Source organism: Afifella pfennigii DSM 17143 (assembly GCF_000688515.1).
GTDB lineage: Bacteria > Pseudomonadota > Alphaproteobacteria > Rhizobiales > Afifellaceae > Afifella > Afifella pfennigii.
In genome coordinates this window covers 92,100-112,214 of record NZ_JHZK01000006.1, presented here as the reverse complement: position 1 = coordinate 112,214, position 20,115 = coordinate 92,100, and the positions used below count along the sequence as shown (strand labels likewise).

The 20,115-nt window shown below is 64.9% G+C and carries 15 protein-coding genes and 3 tRNA genes; 4 read left to right on the top strand and 14 right to left on the bottom strand.

Features of this window, described 5'->3' with window-relative positions:
• Positions 1-42: 42 nt before the first annotated feature.
• The 9 genes from Q331_RS0107085 to Q331_RS0107045 form a co-directional block, all read right to left on the bottom strand.
• A tRNA-Asp gene (locus tag Q331_RS0107085) sits at positions 43-119 on the bottom strand.
• Positions 120-297: 178 nt separating this feature from the next.
• A tRNA-Val gene (locus Q331_RS0107080) sits at positions 298-373 on the bottom strand.
• A 119-nt stretch (positions 374-492) separates the two neighbouring features.
• Positions 493-768, bottom strand: coding sequence for an HU family DNA-binding protein (locus Q331_RS0107075; protein WP_026380102.1), 276 nt, complete (start codon positions 766-768; stop codon positions 493-495).
• Positions 769-935: 167 nt separating this feature from the next.
• Positions 936-3,365, bottom strand: coding sequence for an endopeptidase La (gene lon / locus Q331_RS0107070; protein WP_034491354.1), 2,430 nt, complete (start codon positions 3,363-3,365; stop codon positions 936-938).
• Positions 3,366-3,620: 255 nt separating this feature from the next.
• Positions 3,621-4,901: an ATP-dependent Clp protease ATP-binding subunit ClpX gene (gene clpX, locus Q331_RS0107065; protein WP_026380100.1), complete on the bottom strand. Its 1,281-nt coding sequence runs from the start codon at positions 4,899-4,901 to the stop codon at positions 3,621-3,623.
• 149 nt (positions 4,902-5,050) lie between these two features.
• A complete protein-coding gene (locus Q331_RS0107060; protein WP_026380099.1) occupies positions 5,051-5,683 on the bottom strand; it encodes an ATP-dependent Clp protease proteolytic subunit in 633 nt (210 codons plus the stop codon).
• Positions 5,684-5,897: 214 nt separating this feature from the next.
• A complete protein-coding gene (gene tig, locus Q331_RS20450) occupies positions 5,898-7,262 on the bottom strand; it encodes a trigger factor (protein WP_034491351.1) in 1,365 nt (454 codons plus the stop codon).
• A 100-nt stretch (positions 7,263-7,362) separates the two neighbouring features.
• A tRNA-Leu gene (locus Q331_RS0107050) sits at positions 7,363-7,447 on the bottom strand.
• A gap of 274 nt (positions 7,448-7,721) precedes the next feature.
• A complete protein-coding gene (locus Q331_RS0107045) occupies positions 7,722-9,233 on the bottom strand; it encodes a bifunctional ADP-dependent NAD(P)H-hydrate dehydratase/NAD(P)H-hydrate epimerase (protein ID WP_034491348.1) in 1,512 nt (503 codons plus the stop codon).
• Positions 9,234-9,425: 192 nt separating this feature from the next.
• On the opposite strand from Q331_RS0107045, the gene Q331_RS0107040 reads away from it, so the two are divergent.
• The 3 genes from Q331_RS0107040 (at position 9,426) to parE (ending at position 13,940) form a co-directional block, all read left to right on the top strand.
• On the top strand, positions 9,426-9,764 hold the full coding sequence (locus Q331_RS0107040) for a P-II family nitrogen regulator (RefSeq protein ID WP_026380097.1): 339 nt from the start codon (positions 9,426-9,428) through the stop codon (positions 9,762-9,764).
• Positions 9,765-9,834: 70 nt separating this feature from the next.
• Positions 9,835-11,244 carry a type I glutamate--ammonia ligase gene (gene glnA, locus Q331_RS0107035; protein ID WP_026380096.1) on the top strand — a complete coding sequence of 470 codons (1,410 nt, stop codon included), beginning with the start codon at positions 9,835-9,837 and terminating at the stop codon, positions 11,242-11,244.
• Between the two features lie 647 nt (positions 11,245-11,891).
• A complete protein-coding gene (parE, locus tag Q331_RS0107030) occupies positions 11,892-13,940 on the top strand; it encodes a DNA topoisomerase IV subunit B (RefSeq protein ID WP_026380095.1) in 2,049 nt (682 codons plus the stop codon).
• Positions 13,941-14,060: 120 nt separating this feature from the next.
• On the opposite strand, the gene Q331_RS0107025 is transcribed toward parE, so the two are convergent.
• Together Q331_RS0107025 and Q331_RS20445 are read right to left on the bottom strand one after the other, a co-directional pair.
• Positions 14,061-14,759: an outer membrane protein gene (locus Q331_RS0107025; RefSeq protein ID WP_026380094.1), complete on the bottom strand. Its 699-nt coding sequence runs from the start codon at positions 14,757-14,759 to the stop codon at positions 14,061-14,063.
• A 395-nt stretch (positions 14,760-15,154) separates the two neighbouring features.
• Positions 15,155-15,943, bottom strand: a complete 789-nt coding sequence (locus Q331_RS20445; protein WP_169738475.1) for an outer membrane protein — start codon at positions 15,941-15,943, stop codon at positions 15,155-15,157.
• 439 nt (positions 15,944-16,382) lie between these two features.
• On the opposite strand from Q331_RS20445, the gene Q331_RS0107015 reads away from it, so the two are divergent.
• Entirely contained in the window at positions 16,383-17,825 is a 1,443-nt protein-coding gene (locus tag Q331_RS0107015; RefSeq protein ID WP_026380093.1) for a DEAD/DEAH box helicase, read from the top strand.
• A 77-nt stretch (positions 17,826-17,902) separates the two neighbouring features.
• Here Q331_RS0107015 and sufA read toward each other — a convergent pair whose 3' ends face one another.
• The 3 genes from sufA to Q331_RS0107000 form a co-directional block, all read right to left on the bottom strand.
• Positions 17,903-18,289 (bottom strand): Fe-S cluster assembly scaffold SufA, encoded by a 387-nt coding sequence (sufA, locus tag Q331_RS0107010; protein WP_034491346.1) that lies wholly within the window; start codon positions 18,287-18,289, stop codon positions 17,903-17,905.
• Positions 18,290-18,373: 84 nt separating this feature from the next.
• Complete coding sequence (locus Q331_RS0107005) at positions 18,374-18,811, bottom strand: SUF system Fe-S cluster assembly protein (RefSeq protein WP_084174856.1); 438 nt, start codon at positions 18,809-18,811, stop codon at positions 18,374-18,376.
• 26 nt (positions 18,812-18,837) lie between these two features.
• Positions 18,838-20,091 (bottom strand): cysteine desulfurase, encoded by a 1,254-nt coding sequence (locus tag Q331_RS0107000; protein WP_034491410.1) that lies wholly within the window; start codon positions 20,089-20,091, stop codon positions 18,838-18,840.
• Positions 20,092-20,115: the final 24 nt, after the last annotated feature.

The window sequence follows — 20,115 nt, the reverse complement described above, 5'->3', positions numbered from 1 at the left end:
TCGGTCGAGACGGCGGATCCGATGCTATCGATGGAGAGAAAATGGCGGGAGTGACGGGGCTCGAACCCGCGACCTCCGGCGTGACAGGCCGGCACTCTAACCAACTGAGCTACACCCCCGCGGGTGGCGCCTGCGACTGCCGGAAGCGATGTCCTGCAATGTGTGGCGCGACGGCGAGATAGGTCAGCCAGAGAACCCTGTCAAGCGAAGCGATGCAGCTTGCTGCGCGGTTCCAAAGTTTTCTGGAAACTGCCTTGCCGTAGCATACCAGACCCGCACAAAACGCGCCGGTCATGGTGGTGGGCGGTGACAGGCTCGAACTGCCGACCCTCTCGGTGTAAACGAGATGCTCTACCAACTGAGCTAACCGCCCGCCCCGCCCCCGTCTAAAGGGCAGGCTGGTCGCTGGCAAGAAGCCGGCTGACGAGACGTCCGCCAGCAAGGAAGCGGGAGAGGCCGTATCGCCCTCCCGTCCGAAGAGCTGATCCGGCGTCAGCCGTTCACCGCATCCTTCAGGCCCTTGCCGGGCTTGAACTTGGCCTGCTTGGAGGCCTTGATGTCGATCTTCTCGCCCGTTTGCGGATTGCGGCCGGTGCTGGCTGCACGATGCGAGACGGAGAAATTGCCGAAGCCGAGGACACGCACTTCTTGCCCCTTCTTCAGCGCGTCGGTGATGCTGTCGAACACCGCGTCTACCGCCTCACTGGCCTGCGTTTTCGACAGATTCGTCTGCTCGGCCACGGCAGTAGCCAGATCGCCTTTATTCATCATCAGTCTCCCTTTAAGTGGACCAGCGATTCGGTGCGGCAGCTTATCATTTCGGTATGATCGCCCACGCGGAAAAGTATCGAAATCCTCAAAAAGCAGCGCTTTTTCGGGCTCTTGAACGGCAAACGGCCCGGAATGTTCCGGGCCGCTCCCAAACTTTCGCGCACTTAGTGCGCAATCATGCCAGTGGAGGCCTCCTCATCGGCAACGTCGGAGCGTTTGGGCTCGCTCTCCACCTCGGTCCATTCGATAGCCTCCGGCTCGCGGATGAGGGCGTGCTTGAGCACTTCCTCCATGCGCGAGACCGGAATGATCTCCAGGCCGCTTTTCACGTTGTCCGGGATCTCGGCGAGATCCTTGGCATTGTCCTCCGGGATCAAGACGCGCTTGATGCCGCCGCGGAGCGCCGCCAGAAGCTTTTCCTTCAGCCCGCCGATGGGCAGGACGCGGCCACGCAGCGTGATCTCACCGGTCATGGCGACATCGCGGCGAACCGGAATGCCGGTCATGATGGAGACGATGGCAGTCACCATGGCGATGCCGGCGGAGGGCCCGTCCTTGGGCGTGGCGCCCTCCGGCACGTGGACGTGGATGTCCTTCTTGTCGAAGAGCGGCGGCTCGATGCCGAAATCGACCGCGCGCGAGCGCACATAAGAGGCCGCCGCGGAGATCGATTCCTTCATCACGTCGCGCAGATTGCCGGTGACGGTCATCTTGCCCTTGCCGGGCATCATGACGCCCTCGATGGTCAGGAGATCGCCGCCGACCTCCGTCCAGGCAAGCCCGGTGACGACGCCGACCATATCCTCGCGCTCCGCCTCGCCGAAGCGATAGCGGGGCACGCCGAGGAAATCGCCGAGATTGTCGGCGGTGACGGAAATCGTCTTCTCCTCGCCCATGAGAAGGCGCTTGACCGCCTTACGGGCGATGGTGGCGAGCTCGCGCTCCAGGTTCCGCACGCCGGCCTCGCGGGTGTAGCGGCGGATGACGGTGCGCAGCGCCTCGTCGTCGATGGCGAACTCGCCCTTCCTGAGGCCGTGATTCTTCTCCGCCTTCGGCAAGAGATGACGCCGGGCGATCTCGATCTTCTCGTCCTCGGTGTAGCCGGCGATGCGGATGATCTCCATCCGGTCCATCAGGGCCGGCGGGATGTTCAGCGTGTTCGCCGTGGTCACGAACATGACGTCGGAGAGGTCGTATTCCACCTCCAGATAATGGTCCATGAAGGTGGCGTTCTGCTCCGGATCGAGCACCTCCAGAAGCGCGGAGGAAGGATCGCCGCGAAAATCCATGCCCATCTTGTCGATCTCGTCGAGAAGGAAGAGCGGGTTGGACTTCTTGGCCTTGCGCATTGACTGGATGACCTTGCCGGGCATGGAGCCGATATAGGTGCGCCGGTGACCGCGGATCTCCGCCTCGTCGCGCACGCCGCCGAGCGACATGCGCACGAAATTGCGGCCCGTGGCCTTGGCGATCGACTTGCCGAGCGAGGTCTTGCCGACACCGGGCGGGCCGACGAGGCACAGGATCGGCCCCTTCAGCTTGTTCGCCCGGCTCTGCACGGCGAGATATTCGACGATGCGCTCCTTGACCTTCTCCAGGCCGTAATGGTCCGATTCCAGAACCTCCTCGGCGTTGGCGAGGTCGTTCTTGACGCGCGAGCGCTTGCCCCAGGGAATGCCCAGCAGCCAGTCGAGATAATTGCGCACGACGGTGGCCTCGGCCGACATCGGGCTCATCTGGCGGAGCTTCTTCATCTCCGCCTCGGCCTTCTCGCGCGCCTCCTTTGAGAGCTTGGTCTTGGCGATGCGCTCTTCCAGCTCGCGCAACTCGTCGCGACCGTCTTCGGAATCGCCGAGCTCCTTCTGGATCGCCTTCATCTGCTCGTTGAGGTAGTACTCGCGCTGCGTCTTCTCCATCTGGCGCTTGACGCGCGAGCGGATGCGCTTTTCCACCTGCAGGACGGAGATCTCGCTCTCCATCAGCCCGAGCACCTTCTCCAGCCGCTCGGTCGCGGAGGTGAGCGCCAGGATCTCCTGCTTTTCCGGGATGCGGATCGCCAGATGCGAGGCGACGGTATCGGCGAGTTTGGCGTAATCCTCGATATTGGCGATGGCCGTCAGAACCTCCGGGCTCACCTTTTTGTTGAGCTTCACGTAGTTCTCGAACTCGGCCACGACGGAGCGCGCCAGCGCCTCCACCTCGACCTCATCGCCAATGGTCTCGGGGATCTCCTCAGCCTCGGCCTCGAAGATGTCCTTGCGCTCGGAGAAGCGCTTGATCTCGGCGCGGCTCTTGCCTTCCACCAGGACCTTCACCGTCCCGTCGGGAAGCTTCAGGAGCTGCAGCACGGTGGCCAGCGTGCCGACCTCGTAGATCCGCTCGGGCGAGGGATCCTCGTCGCCGGCATCCTTTTGCGTGGCGAGCAGGATCATCTTGTCCGCGCGCATCACCTCTTCCAGCGCATTGATCGACTTCTCCCGCCCCACGAAGAGCGGCACAATCATGTGCGGAAAGACGACGATGTCGCGAAGCGGAAGGACGGGGTAGACCCCGTTCCCTTCAGCCGATCCCAGGAAACCTGTGGGTTCTGTCATAAGAAGTCCTTCGCATTCGCCGGACGGGCCGGCGAATCCCAGTGTAGTGGATGCTCGCTTCGGGGGCCACTGCTGCGGTGGACAAGGCCGCCGCGCGCTCGCGGCCAGCTCAGATGAGGCGAGCGCTCTGCGTTGTCAGGTAGGTGGAGAGCAGCACCCGCCTTGTCAACCTGGCGGCCGGGCTGGCGGCCGGGCTGGCGGGCGGGCGGGCGACCGGGCATGCCTCGCTGCAGGCGGCGAGCGGCAGGCTCCGCGCTAGGCGGAGCGGCCGGCGTTCTGGGTCTCGCTGTGACGCTCGGAGTAGATGTAGAGCGGGCGGGCATTGCCGCCGACGACATCGGCGGAGATCACCACCTCCTCCACGCCATCAAGGCCCGGAAGGTCGAACATCGTCTCCAGGAGGATCGCCTCCATGATGGAGCGCAGGCCCCTGGCGCCGGTCTTGCGCTCGATCGCCTTCTTGGCAATCGCCGTCAGGGCGTCCTCGTGGAAGGTGAGCTCCACATTCTCCATCTCAAACAGGCGCTGGTACTGCTTGACGAGGGCGTTCTTCGGCTCCGTCAGGATGGAGACCAGCGCCTTCTCGTCCAGATCCTCCAGCGTCGCCACCACCGGCATGCGGCCGACGAACTCTGGGATGAGGCCGAACTTCAGAAGGTCCTCCGGCTCCACCTGGGCGAAGAGCTCGCCCACCTTGCGGTCGTCGGGCGAGGCCACCTTGGCGCCGAAACCGATGGAGGTCTTGCGGCCACGGTCGGAGATGATGCGGTCGAGGCCGGCAAAGGCGCCACCGCAGACGAAGAGGATGTTGGTCGTATCGACCTGCAGGAACTCCTGCTGCGGATGCTTGCGCCCGCCCTGCGGCGGCACGGAGGCGACGGTGCCTTCCATGATCTTCAGAAGCGCCTGCTGCACGCCCTCTCCCGACACATCGCGGGTGATGGAGGGGTTGTCGGATTTGCGCGAGATCTTGTCGACCTCGTCGATATAGACGATGCCGCGCTGCGCCCGCTCCACGTTGTAATCGGCCGATTGCAGCAACTTCAGGATGATATTCTCCACATCCTCGCCGACATAGCCGGCTTCCGTCAGCGTGGTGGCGTCGGCCATGGTGAAGGGCACGTCGAGAATGCGGGCCAGGGTCTGGGCGAGGAGGGTCTTGCCGCAGCCCGTCGGCCCGATGAGCAGGATGTTGGACTTCGACAGTTCCACATCGTTGTTGCGGGCGGCGTGGTTCAGACGCTTGTAGTGGTTGTGCACGGCGACCGAAAGCACCTTCTTGGCGCCCTCCTGACCGATCACGTAATCGTTGAGAACGTTGTAGATCTCCTGCGGCGAAGGCACGCCATCGCCGGATTTCACCAGCGAGGATTTGTTCTCCTCGCGGATGATATCCATGCACAGCTCAACGCATTCGTCGCAGATGAAGACCGTCGGCCCCGCGATAAGCTTGCGCACCTCATGCTGGCTCTTGCCGCAAAAGGAGCAATAAAGCGTGTTCTTGTTGTCGCCGCTGCTACCGCTGATCTTGCTCATCGGTCACCTCATCCGCCGGCCAGTCCGGTTCAAACGCAGGCTGGCACCGACTTTCGCCGCACCCGGCTCATAGCGTTTATCGAACCATCTTTGGCCATTCGGTTTCAAGATAAACTTAACGTCTTCCAACCTTCGACCATCGGGGCGCCTCAGCCCTCCACGGCCGATTCCAGCATGGCGCGGTTGGTCATAACCCGGTCAATCAGCCCGAACTCCTGAGCCTGCTCCGCCGTCATGAAATAGTCACGGTCGAGCGTGCGCTCAACGGTCTCGTAGTCCTGGCCAGTATGCTTGACATAGACCTCGTTGAGCCGACGCTTCATTTTGATGATGTCCTCGGCGTGGCGCTCGATATCGGAGGCCTGGCCCTGGAAGCCGCCGGAGGGCTGATGCACCATGATGCGCGCATTGGGCAGGGCAAAGCGCATATCCTTCTCACCGGCGCACAGGAGCAGCGAGCCCATGGAGGCCGCCTGGCCGATGCACAGGGTGGAAACCGCCGGCTTGATGAACTGCATGGTGTCGTACATCGCAAAGCCGGAGGTCACGACACCGCCCGGCGAATTGATGTACATGGCGATCTCCTTTTTCGGATTCTCCGCCTCCAGAAAAAGCAGCTGGGCGCAGACGAGGGTCGCCATGTGATCCTCGATCATGCCGGTAATGAAGATGATCCGCTCCTTCAGGAGACGGGAAAAAATGTCGTAAGCGCGCTCGCCCCGGTTGGTCTGCTCGACCACCATCGGCACGAGGTTCATATAGGTTTCAACAGGGTCTTTCATGAAAGGCCTTCGCTTGCCGCGCCTTCGCGCGGGAATGGGGACCGATTCGGCTTGAGCGCAGAACACATAGCAATCTGACCAAGCGCCGACAAACATGGCGGGGTTAAGGCCACAGGAAAGCCCTCTGGCCGCTCCCGGCGGCGCGATGTGGTGACGCAGGCGATTGCGCGCCGGCGACGCCGCGTCGCCGGCCGATCAAGGGGCCGATCAAGGGTCAGTGATCGTGATGGTGGTGCTCTTCCTCTTCCTCCTCGGCGAAGAGCTCTTCGCGGCTCACCGTCTTGTCGGTGATATCGGCAAGCTCCAGGAGGTAATCAACCACCTTCTCCTCGAAGATCGGCGCGCGCAGCGCCTGCACCGCATCGGGGTTGTTGCGGTAATGCTCCACCACGCGCTCTTCCTGGCCCGGATAGCGGCGCACCTGATCGTAGAGGGCGCGCTGCATCTCCTCCTCGGTGACCTCGACCTTCGCCTCCTCACCGATGCGTGACAGGACGAGGCCGAGCCGCACGCGTCGCTCGGCGATCTTGCGGTAGTCGGCGCGGGCCGCCTCCTCGCTGGTGCCCTCGTCCTCGAAGGAGCGACCGTGATGCTCCACGTCGTGCATCACCTGGCGCCAGATATTGTCGAATTCCTGCTCCACCAGCTTCTCGGGCAAGGGAAAATCGTGCTTGTCGTCGAGCGCGTCGAAGAGCTGGCGCTTCACCGCCTGGCGGGTGGCCGAGCCGTGCTCGCTCTCCAGCTGCGCCTTCACCGCCTCGCGCACCTTGTCGATGGATTCCACACCCAGGCGCTGGGCGAATTCGTCGTCGAGCTTGATTTCCTGGGGCGCGGCCACCTCCTTGACGGTGACGTCGAAGACGGCCTCCTTGCCGGCCAGATGGGCGGCCGGGTAGCTCTCGGGGAAGGTCACCTCGAGGGGCTTCTCGTCGCCTTCCTTCAGACCCTTCAGCTTATCCTCGAAGCCGGGGATGAACTGGCCGGAGCCGATGACGATCGGGGTGTTGTCGTCGGTGCCGCCCTCGAAGGCCTCGCCGTCGATCTTGCCGATATAGGCGATGGTGACGCGGTCGCCCTCCTTCGCCTTGCGCTTGACGGCCTCGTAGGAGCGGCCGCTCTCGCCGATCGACTGCATGCGCTCCTCGATCTCCTCCTCGGAGACCTCGGCGACGGGACGCTCGATCCAGACGCCCTTGATGTCGACCACCTCGAACTGGGGCAAGACCTCGTAATTGAGGGTGAAGGTGAGATCGGCGCGCGCGGCGAGGATTTCGTTCGCTTCCGCCTCGTCCTCCGTCATCTCCACCTGCGGCTGCATGGCCGCCTTCTCGCCGCGCTCGGTGAGCGCGCTACGGGTGGTCTCGGCGACGATCTTCTCCACGATCTCGGCCATGGCCGCCTTGCCGTAGAGGCGCTTCAAATGGTCGGTCGGCACCTTGCCCGGCCGAAAGCCCTTGAGCTGCACCTGCCCGCGCAGCTCCTGAAGCCGCTCGGCAAGCCGCTCGTCGAGCTCGTGCGCCGGCACCGTCACACGCAGCTCGCGCTTGAGGCCTTCGGAGAGGGTCTCGTTGATTTCCATATCCGTTTCCCGATCGTGGGGCGAGAATCTCGCCGCGTTGTCAGCCCATAGGCCGCTTCTTGAATTGGAGACTGGCCGTGCCGCGAAAGGTTTGGCGGTGTGGTGCGGGCGGAGGGACTCGAACCCCCAAGCTGTTAGGCACTTGGACCTAAACCAAGCGTGTCTACCAGTTCCACCACGCCCGCCACTCCTCAGAGCCGGCGCGCCCTGCCAAGGCGGGGGCTCTATATCATGTCCATCTTGGCGCACAAGGTGGCGTCGGAACACGCAAAAGAAAAGCCCTCCGAAGAGGGCTTAAAGTCGAATTCGGTGCAGTGAGTTGAAGTCTCCGGTCTCGCCGCCGGGCCTCGATGGCGGCAGACCGCTCCGGTGCCACCTTCATAGCGTAAACTCAGCCTTAACGATACGGCGCAGTTAGCGCGTGGTTAACGGCGGAGAGCGTCCGCCGAAGCGCCGTCCTCAGCCTTGCGGCGCCAGCGCCGCGAGGACTTTGGGAAGCAGATCGGCCAAATCCTCCGAGATGAGCCCCGGGCCGAAGGAGCGAGCCGCCTCGCCGTGCATCCATACGGCGGCCGAGGCGGCCTCGAAAGCGGGCATGGCCTGCGCGGCAAGGCCCGCCGCCATGCCGGCCAACACATCGCCGGTGCCGGCAGTGGCGAGAAACGGCGCATCCGCGGCGGACAGGCTGGCGCGGCCATCCGGCGCGGCGACGACCGTATCTGCGCCCTTCAAAAGAAGAATGGCGCGGGAGCGGGCGGCCGCCAGGCGCGCCTTCTCCACCTTGTCCTCGTTGTCGGCGAGATCGGGAAACAGACGCGCGAACTCGCCGTCATGCGGCGTCAGGATGGCAGGGGCGCCGCGCTTCGCGATGGCGGCGAACAGACGGTCGGGCGCGGCCGCGAAGCTGGTGAGAGCATCGGCGTCGAGGACAACGGCCGCTTTGCTTTCCAGGCAGGCGAGCACCTTGGCGCGCGTTGCATCGCCCGTTCCGACGCCCGGCCCGATGAGGACGGCGTTGAGCCGCGTGTCGGAAAGAAGCTCAGCCAGGGCCGCGGCATCTGCGGCCGGCTTGATCATCACGGCGGTGAGCTGGGAGGCGAGGACCGGCACCGCCTCCGGCGCGGCGGCAACGCTCACCAGGCCGGCGCCGATCCTCAGCGCGGCGCGCGCGGCAAGACGGGCGGCGCCGGCCTGATGCGCCGGTCCGGAAACGACGACGGCGTGGCCGCGGGAATATTTGTGGCCGCCGGGCTGCGGCCAGGGCAGCGCATCGCGCCACAGCGGCGGCGCATTGCGACAAAGGCGGATGCGGAGCGGGCGGAGAACCTCGTCCGGGATGCCGATATCGGCGACGCTCAGCCGCCCGGCATGCAGCCGGCCGGGGAGCAGAAGATGGCCGGGCTTGGCGCGAAAGAAGGTGACGCTTTCCGCAGCAAGGATGGCGGCGCCCCGCACCTTGCCGGTGCGCCCGTCGATGCCGCTCGGCAGATCGACGGCAAGCACGGGCACGCGGCAAGCGTTCACCCGCTCAACGAGGGCCGCCACCTCCCCCCGCAGCTCCCGGGCGAGACCGGCGCCGAAGAGCGCATCGACGATGAGCTCGGCTTCAAGGTCGAGATCGGGGCGCAGCGGCTCCACCTCGCCGTGCCAGCGCGAAGCCGCCAACGCGGCGTCGCCGACAAGCTTTTCAGGCGCGCCAAGCAGGGCAAGGCGGACAGGATGGCCGCGCTCCGCCAAAAGGCGCGCTGCGACGAAACCGTCGCCGCCATTGTTGCCGGGACCGGCGAGCACCAGAACATGCCCGCCAAAGCGGCACATCTCGCCGGCCCGATGGGCGACGGCGCGACCGGCATTCTCCATCAGCTCGATGCCGCAGATGCCGCCCTTTATGGCTGCGCGGTCGGCCCGGCCCATCTCATCAGGGGTGAGCAGGGCGAGATCGTCCAGGCTTTGCAGGTGCTCCTTAACCATCAGCTGCCCAATCCTTGTGCAAACGCCTAGCTCTTGGGCGTCATTTGCGTGCCGAATTCCGCGCCATTTCGCGATCCCCCCTCCATGCCGGCTTGCGGTGGCCGATTTTCGCCTTCCGCGAGCTGGCATGGTTCCTGCTGAAGGGCGTTGAGAGCGAAGAGGACGATTACGACCCAGGGAGTTTCCCTCGAAATGAAGAAGATCGAAGCGATCATCAAACCGTTCAAACTCGATGAAGTGAAGGAGGCGCTACAGGAAGTCGGATTGCAGGGCATCACCGTCACGGAGGCCAAGGGCTTCGGCCGTCAGAAAGGCCATACCGAACTTTACCGCGGCGCAGAATACGTCGTCGACTTCCTGCCCAAGGTGAAGGTCGAGGTGGTCCTTTCCGACGATCTGGTCGAGCGGGCCGTGGACGCCATCCGCACCGCCGCTCAGACGGGCCGCATCGGCGACGGCAAAATCTTCATTTCCACTGTCGAGGAAGCCATCCGCATCCGCACCGGCGAAACCGGAGCGGAGGCCATCTAACGCCCCGCCCGCCCTCGCCTCATTTCTCATCGTAACCCCGTTTCTCCCGTTCCAATAGAAGGTGACACTCATGAGTAACGCTTCCGACGTCTTGAAGTCGATCAAGGACAATGACGTCAAATTCGTCGATCTGCGCTTCACCGATCCGCGCGGAAAGATGCAGCATGTGACGATGGACGTCGCGGTCGTCGACGAGGACATGTTCGCCGACGGCGTCATGTTCGACGGCTCCTCCATCGCCGGCTGGAAGGCCATCAACGAAAGCGACATGACGCTGATGCCGGACCCGGAGACGGCCGTCATGGACCCGTTCTTCGCCCAGCCCACCCTGGCGATCTTCTGCGACATTCTGGAGCCGTCGACGGGCGAGCCCTATAGCCGCGATCCGCGCACCACCGCCAAGAAGGCGCTCGCCTATCTGCAGTCGACCGGCATCGGCGACACGGCGTTCTTCGGTCCGGAAGCGGAGTTCTTCGTCTTCGACGACGTGCGCTTCTCGGCAACGCCCTACAATACCGGCTTTCTGCTCGATTCCGTCGAGCTGCCGACCAATCAGTGGACGGAATACGAAGGCGGCAATCTCGGACACCGGGTGCGCACCAAGGGCGGCTACTTCCCGGTCCCGCCCATCGATTCGGCCCAGGATCTGCGCTCCGACATGCTGATGTACATGGCCGAGATGGGCGTTGAGGTGGAAAAGCACCACCACGAGGTCGGCTCCGCGCAGCATGAACTCGGCATCAAGTTCGACACCATGGTGCGCATCGCCGACAAGCTGCAAATCTACAAGTACTGCATCCACCAGACGGCGGCGGCCTACGGCAAGACGGCCACCTTCATGCCCAAGCCCGTCTATGGCGACAACGGCACGGGCATGCATTGCCACCAGTCGATCTGGAAGGACGGCAACCCGGTCTTCGCCGGCAACCAATACGCCGACCTGTCAGAGGAGTGCCTCTATTACATCGGCGGCATCCTGAAGCACGCCAAGGCGCTCAACGCCTTCACCAACCCCTCCACCAACTCCTACAAGCGTCTGGTGCCGGGCTTCGAGGCGCCGGTTCTGCTCGCCTATTCGGCGCGCAACCGCTCTGCCTCCTGCCGCATCCCCTACACCACCTCGCCGAAGGCGAAGCGCATGGAGATCCGCTTCCCGGACCCGGCCGCCAACCCCTATCTCGCCTTCTCGGCGATGCTCATGGCGGGCCTCGACGGCATCAAGAACCGCATCCATCCGGGCGACCCGATGGACAAGGACCTCTATGACCTGCCGCCGGAAGAGCTGAAGGACATCCCGACCGTCTGCGGCTCCCTGCGCGAGGCGATCGCAGCCCTGGAGGCGGACCACGAGTTCCTGACCGTCGGCGGCGTCTTCGACGAGGACCAGATCGAGGCCTATCTCGACCTGAAGCGCGAAGAGAACATCCGCTACGAGCACACGCCGCATCCGGTCGAGTTCGAGATGTACTATTCGGTGTAAGCGGCGCGGGCTTGCGGCCCGCTCTCCGCCGAAGATGCTTCAAGGGGAGGCCTAGCGCCTCCCCTTTTCCTTTGCCGCCGCTCTTTCCTTCCCGTCCTTGTCACTTGCGCGCCGCCTCGCCCTCGGCCCCCGCCGCCGGGGCGCAAGCGTCCCCTTTGTCGTGGCCATGCGATCGAGAAGCGCGAATCAGAGCCATGCCACCGCGTCCATCCCAAAGCCCCTCGCGGCGCGCGGAAACGGACGAAAGCCCGGCTTGTCGCCGCTCCCGGCGCCTCTCATCTGTGGGAAAGCGCGTTTTTGGGCCGCTGTGTCGAAGCGCGCACAGCCCTTCGGCGTCGATTGATGTATCGTCCCATCGTCAGGAGGTGGTCGACTAGGACTTCGCGCGCACCCGAAAAGGCCCTCATTGCCCTGCCGACCACCTCCCGCCATTTCCTCTTGCGCCCCCGACGTTCCCTCTTGCGCCATTGCCTCTTGCGCCCCGGCCGCCCTCGCCCGGCCGTTCTCGCCTGCCGGCGAAAAGCTCTGCCGCGCCGCGCAGGGCTTGTCTTGGCGCCCGGCTTCGTCCACCTGAAGCCCGGCACGGTCGCGGCAAGAGAATGAGCGTGGCAAAATCGCAACCTGATTCGCACAGCAACGGAAGCGGCATGGAAAGAGCCGACGACCTGTTCTCCCAGGAGGCGCGTCCCAGCGAGGAGCGCGCCGCAAAGCCCGCCAGCGGCAGCCGGCGCGGCCAGAGCAGGCGCGCCGGCGATTTCGGCGCGGGTCAATATTCGGCGGCCGAGATCGAGGTGCTGGAGGGCCTGGAGCCGGTGCGCCGGCGGCCGGGCATGTATATCGGCGGCACCGACGAGAAGGCCATGCATCACCTCTTCGCCGAGGTGATCGACAATTCCATGGACGAGGCGGTCGCCGGACATGCCAGCTTCATCGAGGTGGCGCTGGAAGCGGACGGCTTTCTCACCGTCACCGACAACGGCCGCGGCATTCCCGTCGATCCGCACCCGAAGTTTCCCGACCGTTCGGCGCTGGAAGTCATCATGACGACGCTGCATGCCGGCGGAAAGTTCAACTCCAAGGTCTACGAGACATCCGGCGGCCTGCACGGGGTCGGCGTGTCGGTGGTCAACGCGCTATCGGAAACCTTGGAGGTGGAGGTGGCACGCGGGCGCCGCCTCTACCGGCAGGATTTTCAGCGCGGCAAGCCGGTCGGCGCCCTGAAGGAGATCGGCGAGGCGCCGAACCGGCGCGGCACGCGCATCCGCTTCAGGCCCGACCCGGAGATCTTCGGCCCGCGCGCCGTCTTCGAGCCGGACCGGCTTTATCGCATGGCCCGTTCCAAGGCCTATCTGTTCGGCGGCGTGGAAATCCGCTGGTTCTGCGAGGCGAGCCTCATCGCCCCCAAGAGCGAGGTTCCGGAAAAGGCGGTTTTCCGCTTTCCCGGCGGCCTGCGCGACTATCTGGAGGCGCAGCTTGCCGGCGAGACCCGCATCGGCGAGATCTTTTCCGGCAGGACGGAGAACCGGGGCGGGCACGGCGCGGTGGAATGGGCGCTGTCCTGGTTCGCCGGCGACGGCTTTCTGCGCTCCTATTGCAACACGGTGCCGACGCCGGAGGGCGGCACGCACGAAGCGGGGCTGAGGACCGCCCTCACCCGCTCGCTGAAGGCGCATGGCGAGCTCACCGGCAACAAGCGCGCGGCCGCCATCACCTCCGACGACGTGATGACCTCGCTCGGCGGCATGCTTTCGGTTTTCATCCGCGAGCCGGAATTCGTCGGTCAGACCAAGGACAGGCTGGCGACGGCGGAAGCGGCGCGCATCGTCGACACGGCCATCCGCGATGCCTTCGACCATTTCCTGGCCGCCTCGCCCAACCAGGCGGCGCAGCTTCTCGACTGGGTGGTGGAGCGCGCCGAGGAGCGCCTGCGCCGCCGCCGGGAGAAGGAGATCTCGCGCAAGAGCGCCACGCGCAAGCTGCGCCTGCCCGGCAAGCTCGCCGATTGCACCTCCTCGGCGCGCGAGCAGACCGAGCTTTTCATCGTGGAAGGCGATTCGGCCGGCGGCTCGGCCAAGCAGGCGCGCGACCGGCGCAGCCAGGCGATCCTGCCCTTGAGGGGCAAGATCCTGAACGTGGCCAGCGCCGGGCGCGAGAAGCTGTCGCAGAACCAGCAGCTTTCCGACATCGTCCAGGCGCTCGGCTGCGGCACGGGCGCCAAATACCGCGAGGCGGATCTGCGCTACGGCAAGATCATCATCATGACGGACGCCGATGTGGACGGCGCCCATATCGCCGCGCTGCTCATCACCTTCCTCTTCCGCGAGATGCCGGAGGCGATCCGCCAGGGCCATGTCTATCTCGCCGTGCCGCCCCTCTTCCGGCTCTCGCAAGGCGGCAAGGTGATGTATGCGCGCGACGAGCGCCACCGCGACGAGCTTCTGGCAACGGAATTCTCCAGCCGCGGCAAGGTCGAGGTGAGCCGCTTCAAGGGGCTCGGCGAGATGATGCCGGCGCAGCTGAAGGAAACCACGATGGACCCGGCGCGCCGCACCCTCCTGAAGGTGGTGGTCCTGGAGGAGGACGCGGCGGCGGCGAAGGAAGCCGTCGCGGCGCTGATGGGCAACAAGCCGGAGGCGCGCTTCGCCTTCATCCAGGAGCGCGCGGCCTTCGCCTCCGAAGAGCTGATCGACGTTTAAGATCCAGGCACGCCGCGCTGTTCGCAGCGGCACACCTTGCCGACAACGCGCCGGCGGACAGTGCCGCCGGCGCGCATCCAGTTCAACGTTCGACAGCCTTTCGGCCCGCCATGCCCTCGCCTATCCGCCGAAGCGGTAGCTGACGCCCACCATGAAGGTGTCGAGCTCGGGCTGAAGCTTGACGCGCGAGGTGAAGGGCGCGCCGATGTTCATCTTCGTCTCCTCAAACCAGGTGTGGCGGTATTCGCCGAAGAGGGAGACGTTTTCCGTCAGCGCGGCCTCCAGCCCGGCGCCGAGCGTCAGGCCGGTATAGCTGGCATCGGCCTTGGCGCTGAAGGCGGCGTTGCGGGCGGTCGATTCGCTGTCGAGGAAGGTGACGCCGCCGAGCAGATAGGGATGAAAGCGATCCACGGCGACGCCGAGGCGGCCCGTCAGGCTCGCCGTCCAGTTCGTCTCCCAGACGCCGCGCACGCCAAGAACCGTGGTGCTGGCCTCGTAGTCGCTCCAGGCAAGGTCGCCGCGCACGCCGATGACGGCCCAGTTCCACTGCCAGTCGTAGCCGAGATGCAGACCGGCCTGCCAACCGTCGATATCAAGGCTGGGCAGGGCCGTGTAGGCGCCGAAGGGCGCGATGTCGTAGTCGCCGGTCAGATCTCCGGTGGCGAAGGCGCCGTGAAGGCCGGCATAGAAGCCCGTCCATTGATAAGCACTCGCCGCCGCCATCGGCATCGGCGCCGGATCGTAACTCGGCAGGTCGGCCGCCGCGGCCGTGCCTGCAAGAAGAAGGGATGACAAGGATGCCACCAGCCAGCGTTGCATGCGTTGCTCCGTCTTTAAAGCATTCTAAAATATAGCGAATTCGACACGTTTGGTCGTGAGGATAGAAGCTTGCTCAGGTCGCATTGCGATGCAAGGCCTTACCCTTACGTCAGGACGAGCTCGGAGAATGGCGAGAGCGAAGAGAAGCATAGCGGCAAGACGCCGGGCCGACCGGCGTGCGCCGCCAAGCCTCGGTTTCGACGCGATTATTCCGGCCGCCGACCGCCCTTGTCGCCGGCCGCAGCCGGCTGGCGCCCCGGGTGAGACACAGGGTCACGCGGCCCGGGAACTCGTCTGAACGGAAAGACGGGTCGGCGGGCACGGCACGGTGCGCCGCGCATAAAAAAAAACCGGCGGCCAAGGCCGCCGGCTGAAGTCTGACCGGTGTGGAGAAATCAGTAGGCAGCCGTGACCGGAAAGGCCGGACCGCCGAACTTCCAAGCGACACCAAGCTTGATGGTGTGCACGTCGTCGAGCTCGTGACGGAAGGTGAAGGGCGCGCCGCCGGCCGTGGTGGCCGTGTGGCTGACGTCGCCGAAATCGGCGTACATGTACTCAGCACGCACCACGACGTTGTCGGTCGCCGCGACTTCCACGCCACCGCCGAGGGTCCAGGCCGCCAGCCAGTCGTCGTTGCTCGTTCCGGCAACCAGCGTCGTGCCCGTCGCATTGGTGTCGACGTAGGAGAAGTCGGTGTTGAGGAAAGCGACACCGCCCTTGGCGTAGACCAGGACACGGTCGAGGCCGATACCGAGGCGAGCCGTCAGCGAGCCGTAGAAGTCGCTCTCGACGGAGGCGACGCTGTCGCCCGCCCGGCCGGGAACGCCGACGAAGCCAGGGAACTGCGCGTTGTCGTCGAAGTTGAGCCAGGCCGCCTCGGCTTCCAGACCGGCAACCACCCAGTTCCACTGGAAGTTATAGCCGCCATAGAGGCCGCCATAGAAGCCGTCCGTGTCGTAGCCGAAATTGCCTCCCGGAGGGGCAGCGTTGTAGCCGTTGATGTCCGACACGTTGACGTCGCCCCAGCCCCAGCCGGCGAAGAGGCCGACATAGCCACCGGTCCAGTCGTAGGTCGGGGTCACGACCGGGGCGACCGGAGCGGGCTCGTAGGTCGGCAGATCGGCAGCAACCGCCGTGCCACCAAGCAGCGCGACCGCCGCAGTTGATAACAGAAGCTTCCGCATCACTTCCTCCATGAAAGATGCCTCAAGTTGCATTGGACTTACCAGACGCGGCTCAACCTGTCTGTCGCTGGAGAGCAACACTCCGACAGAACAGAAACCAAGGCTGAGCGAGAGAACGGCCATGGTGGGATCGCGACATCTCGGCGGGCCGATCCGGCACCTGCGCGGATAGTCTTGAAATTGCTCTAATGTAGATTATTCAATCCACGCTTGCATATGGGATAGCGCTTCCTTGGCCCCTTTCCCGCCGCCTCACTCCGCGCCAGGCATCGAAGCGTCAAGCATAGCGATGGCCGCCTTGAGCCCGCCATCGGCGCAGCCACAGCGGAAAGACCTGAATGCGCCAAAGCGCTTGCTTGACACATGTCGCATGGCACCTATGTTGCGCCTGACGTAAAAAGCCCGACGTCGATCCTTTCCGGCGGGCGTGAAATTTCCCATGAGTTTCGATCAACTTGGTCTCAGCGATAAGGTCTTGCAGGCCGTTAACGCCGTTGGCTATGCGGAGCCGACGCCTATTCAGGCGCAGGCCATCCCGCATGTTCTGACCGGCCGCGACGTTCTCGGCCTCGCCCAAACCGGCACCGGCAAGACCGCGTCCTTCGTTCTGCCGATGCTCACGCTTCTGGAACGCGGGCGAGCGCGAGCACGTATGCCGCGCACGCTCATCCTGGAGCCGACGCGCGAACTGGCCGCGCAGGTGGAGGACAACTTCACCCGCTACGGCGCGAATCACAAACTGACCGTGGCGCTGCTCATCGGCGGCGTCTCGTTCGACGAGCAGGACAAGAAGCTGACGCGCGGCGCCGACGTGCTGATTGCCACGCCCGGCCGGCTTCTGGATCATTTCGAGCGTGGGCGGCTGCTTCTGACGGGCGTGGAAATCCTCGTCATCGACGAGGCGGATCGCATGCTCGATATGGGCTTCATCCCCGATATCGAGCGCATCGTCGGTCTCATCACCGCGACCCGCAAACCGCAGACGCTGCTTTTCTCGGCGACGATGCCGGGCGAGATCGCCAAGCTCGCCAAGAAGTTCATGAACGATCCGGAGCGGATCGAGGCCTCCCGCCCCTCCTCCACGGCGGAGAATGTCAGCCAGCACAAGGTGGCGACCGGGCGCAAGCCGCACGAGAAGCGCGTCACCCTGCGCGCCCTCATCAACCGCGCCGACGACCTTACGAACGCGATCATCTTCTGCAACCGCAAGCGCGACGTGGCCACGCTCTATCGCTCGCTCGCCCGCCACGGCTATTCGGTCGGGGCGCTGCACGGCGACATGGACCAGCATGCGCGACTCGCCACGCTGGAATCCTTCCGCGACAACAAGATCAGCCTTTTGGTGGCCTCCGACGTCGCCGCGCGCGGCCTCGATATTCCGGCCGTCAGCCACATCTTCAATTTCGACGTCCCGACCCATGCGGAAGATTACGTGCATCGGATCGGGCGCACGGGACGCGCCGGGCGCAAGGGCGCCTCCTTCACGCTCGTCACCCCCGAGGAGCGCAAATACGTCTCCGCCATCGAGAAGCTGATCGACCACGACATTCCCGCGCTTTCGGGCTTCGAGCCGCCAGCCGACGACGACGCGGAGGAGGAAGATCAGCGCCGCCGACGTTCCTCGCGCCGCTCCGGCAAGGACGGGGCGCGCGGCCGCAGCAGGGCAAAGGCGGACGCCGGCGAGGAGAAGAAGGAAGACGCGGCCAAGGAGGAGCGTGCCTCAAAGCCCGATGGCGGCAAGGAGGAGCGCGGCAAGGACGAGCGCGGCAAAGGCGAGCGCAGCCGGGGCAAATCCCGACGCCAGCGCGAGGAAGAGCCGGTCGGCTTCGGCGATCACGTGCCCGCCTTCCTGCTCCAGCCGGTGCGCATCGGCGGTCAGTGAGCGGCCCGGCAAGCGCCAGCCGGAACGTCCGTCCGCCGGAACGTCCGTCCAAAGCCGGAAATCGAAGATCTAAAGCGCTAAGCGCCCGCCCCCTGAAAGCGGGAGAGATCGGCTGCGGCCAGCTCTACCGATTCGCCGCAGCCGCAGGCCGAAGTCTGGTTCGGGTTCTTGAAGACGAAGCCGGTCCGCAGCTTCGTCACCTCAAAATCCATCTCCGTGCCAAGCAGGAAGAGCGTCGCGGAAGGGTCGATGAAGACCCTGGCGCCTTCGCCCGCTTCCACCACATCGTCGGCCGCATCCGGCTCTTTGACGAGGTCGATGGTGTATTCCATGCCGGCGCAGCCGCCCTTCTTGATGCCGACACGAATTCCGGCCGCGCCATCTTCGGCATTGTCGACGATCTCGCGCACGCGCGTGGCAGCGGCGTCGGTGAGGGTCAGAACCTGAAATCCGGGAAAAGCCATGACACTAATCTAAGTCCTTTGCGGCCCGATTTCCACCGCGCCGTCCGCGCGCCCGCCGCATCGGCGAGGAAATCGGCGCCGGCCTCACCACCAGCCGATGGCGACCTTGGCCTCATCCGACATTCGGTCCGGCGTCCAGGGCGGGTCGAAAACCATATGGGCGGTGGCCCCGGAGACGCCTTCCACCGAGGCAACGGCGTTCTCCACCCAGATCGGCATCTCGCCCGCCACGGGGCAGCCCGGCGCCGTCAGCGTCATGTCGATATTCACATGCCGGTTGTCGTCGATATCGACCTTGTAGATGAGGCCGAGCTCGTAAATGTCGGCGGGAATCTCCGGATCGAAGACCGTCTTCAAGGCGGCGACGATGTCACGGCTCAGCCGCTCCACCTCCTCAGGGGCGAAGTGCGTCGCCTCGAAGGCGGGCGAGTTCGGCGTCTCCTCGCCAGCCTCAATGGCATCCGATACCGGCGCCCCTGCTTCTCGCTTGACCGTCTCGTCGTTCGTCTTGGCTTCGTCCATCACGCGTTCCTCAAGCCAGAAGAGCCTTAGGCGAAAAAGGTTTGCGCCTTCCTCAGCGCCTCGGCAAGCTTATCGACTTCCGCCTTCGTATTATAGAGGCCGAAGGATGCGCGGCAGGTGGCCGTGGTGCCGAAGCGCGTCAACAGCGGCTGGGCGCAATGCGTGCCGGCGCGCACGGCGACCCCCTCCCGGTCGATGATCATCGACACGTCGTGCGGATGCGTGCCCTCCAGATTGAAGGAGACGATGGCGCCCTTGTCGGGGGCCTGGCCGTAAATCCTCAGCGAATTGATCTCGCCGAGGCGCTGATGGGCGTAATCCTTCAGCTCCGCCTCGTGCGCGGCGATGGCCTCGCGGCCGAGCGATTCCATGTAGCGCAGCGCCGCCGCCAGCCCGATCGCCTGGACGATGGGGGGCGTGCCGGCCTCAAATCTGTGCGGCGGATCGCCGTAGGTGACCCCCTCCTCCGTCACGTCCTTGATCATCTCGCCGCCGCCGAGGAAAGGCGGCATCCGCTCCAGCCATTCGCGCTTTGCCCAAAGCGCGCCGATGCCCGTCGGGCCGTAGGTCTTGTGGCCGGTGAAGACGTAGAAGTCGCAGCCCAGTTCCGCAACGTCGACGGGAAGATGCACCGCCGCCTGGCTGCCGTCGACGAGCACGGGAATGCCGCGCGCATGGGCGATACGGCAGACTTCGCGAATCGGCACGACGGTACCGGTGACGTTGGAAAGATGAGTCACCGCAACGATCTTGGTGCGTTCGTTCAAGAGCCGCTCGAAGGCCTCAAGGTCGAAGCTGTCATCCTCGCGAAGCGGTACCCAGCGGATGACGGCGCCGGAACGCTCACGGTGGAAGTTCCACGGCACGATGTTGGAATGATGCTCCATGATGGAGAGCACAATCTCGTCGCCCTCGCGAACCGCCATGCGGCCGTAGGAGTCGGCGACAAGATTGATCGCCTCGGTGGCGGAGCGGGTAAAGATAATCTCTTCGGCCGACGGGGCGTTGAGAAAGGCGCGCACCGTCTCGCGCGCTTCCTCATAGGCTTCCGTCGCCGCGTTGGAGAGATAGTGCAGGCCGCGATGGACGTTGGAATAGGTTTCCGTATAGGCGCGGGTGATCGCATCGATCACCGCTTGCGGCTTCTGCGCCGAGGCGCCGTTGTCGAGATAGACAAGCGGCTTTCCGTAGACGTTGAGGGCAAGGGCCGGAAAATCGGCGCGGACCGCCGCTATATCGTAGGCCGCCTTGTCGGCCAGACCGGCTTCGTTCGTCAGCATCGCTTCCATCCAGGTTGTGGCCGA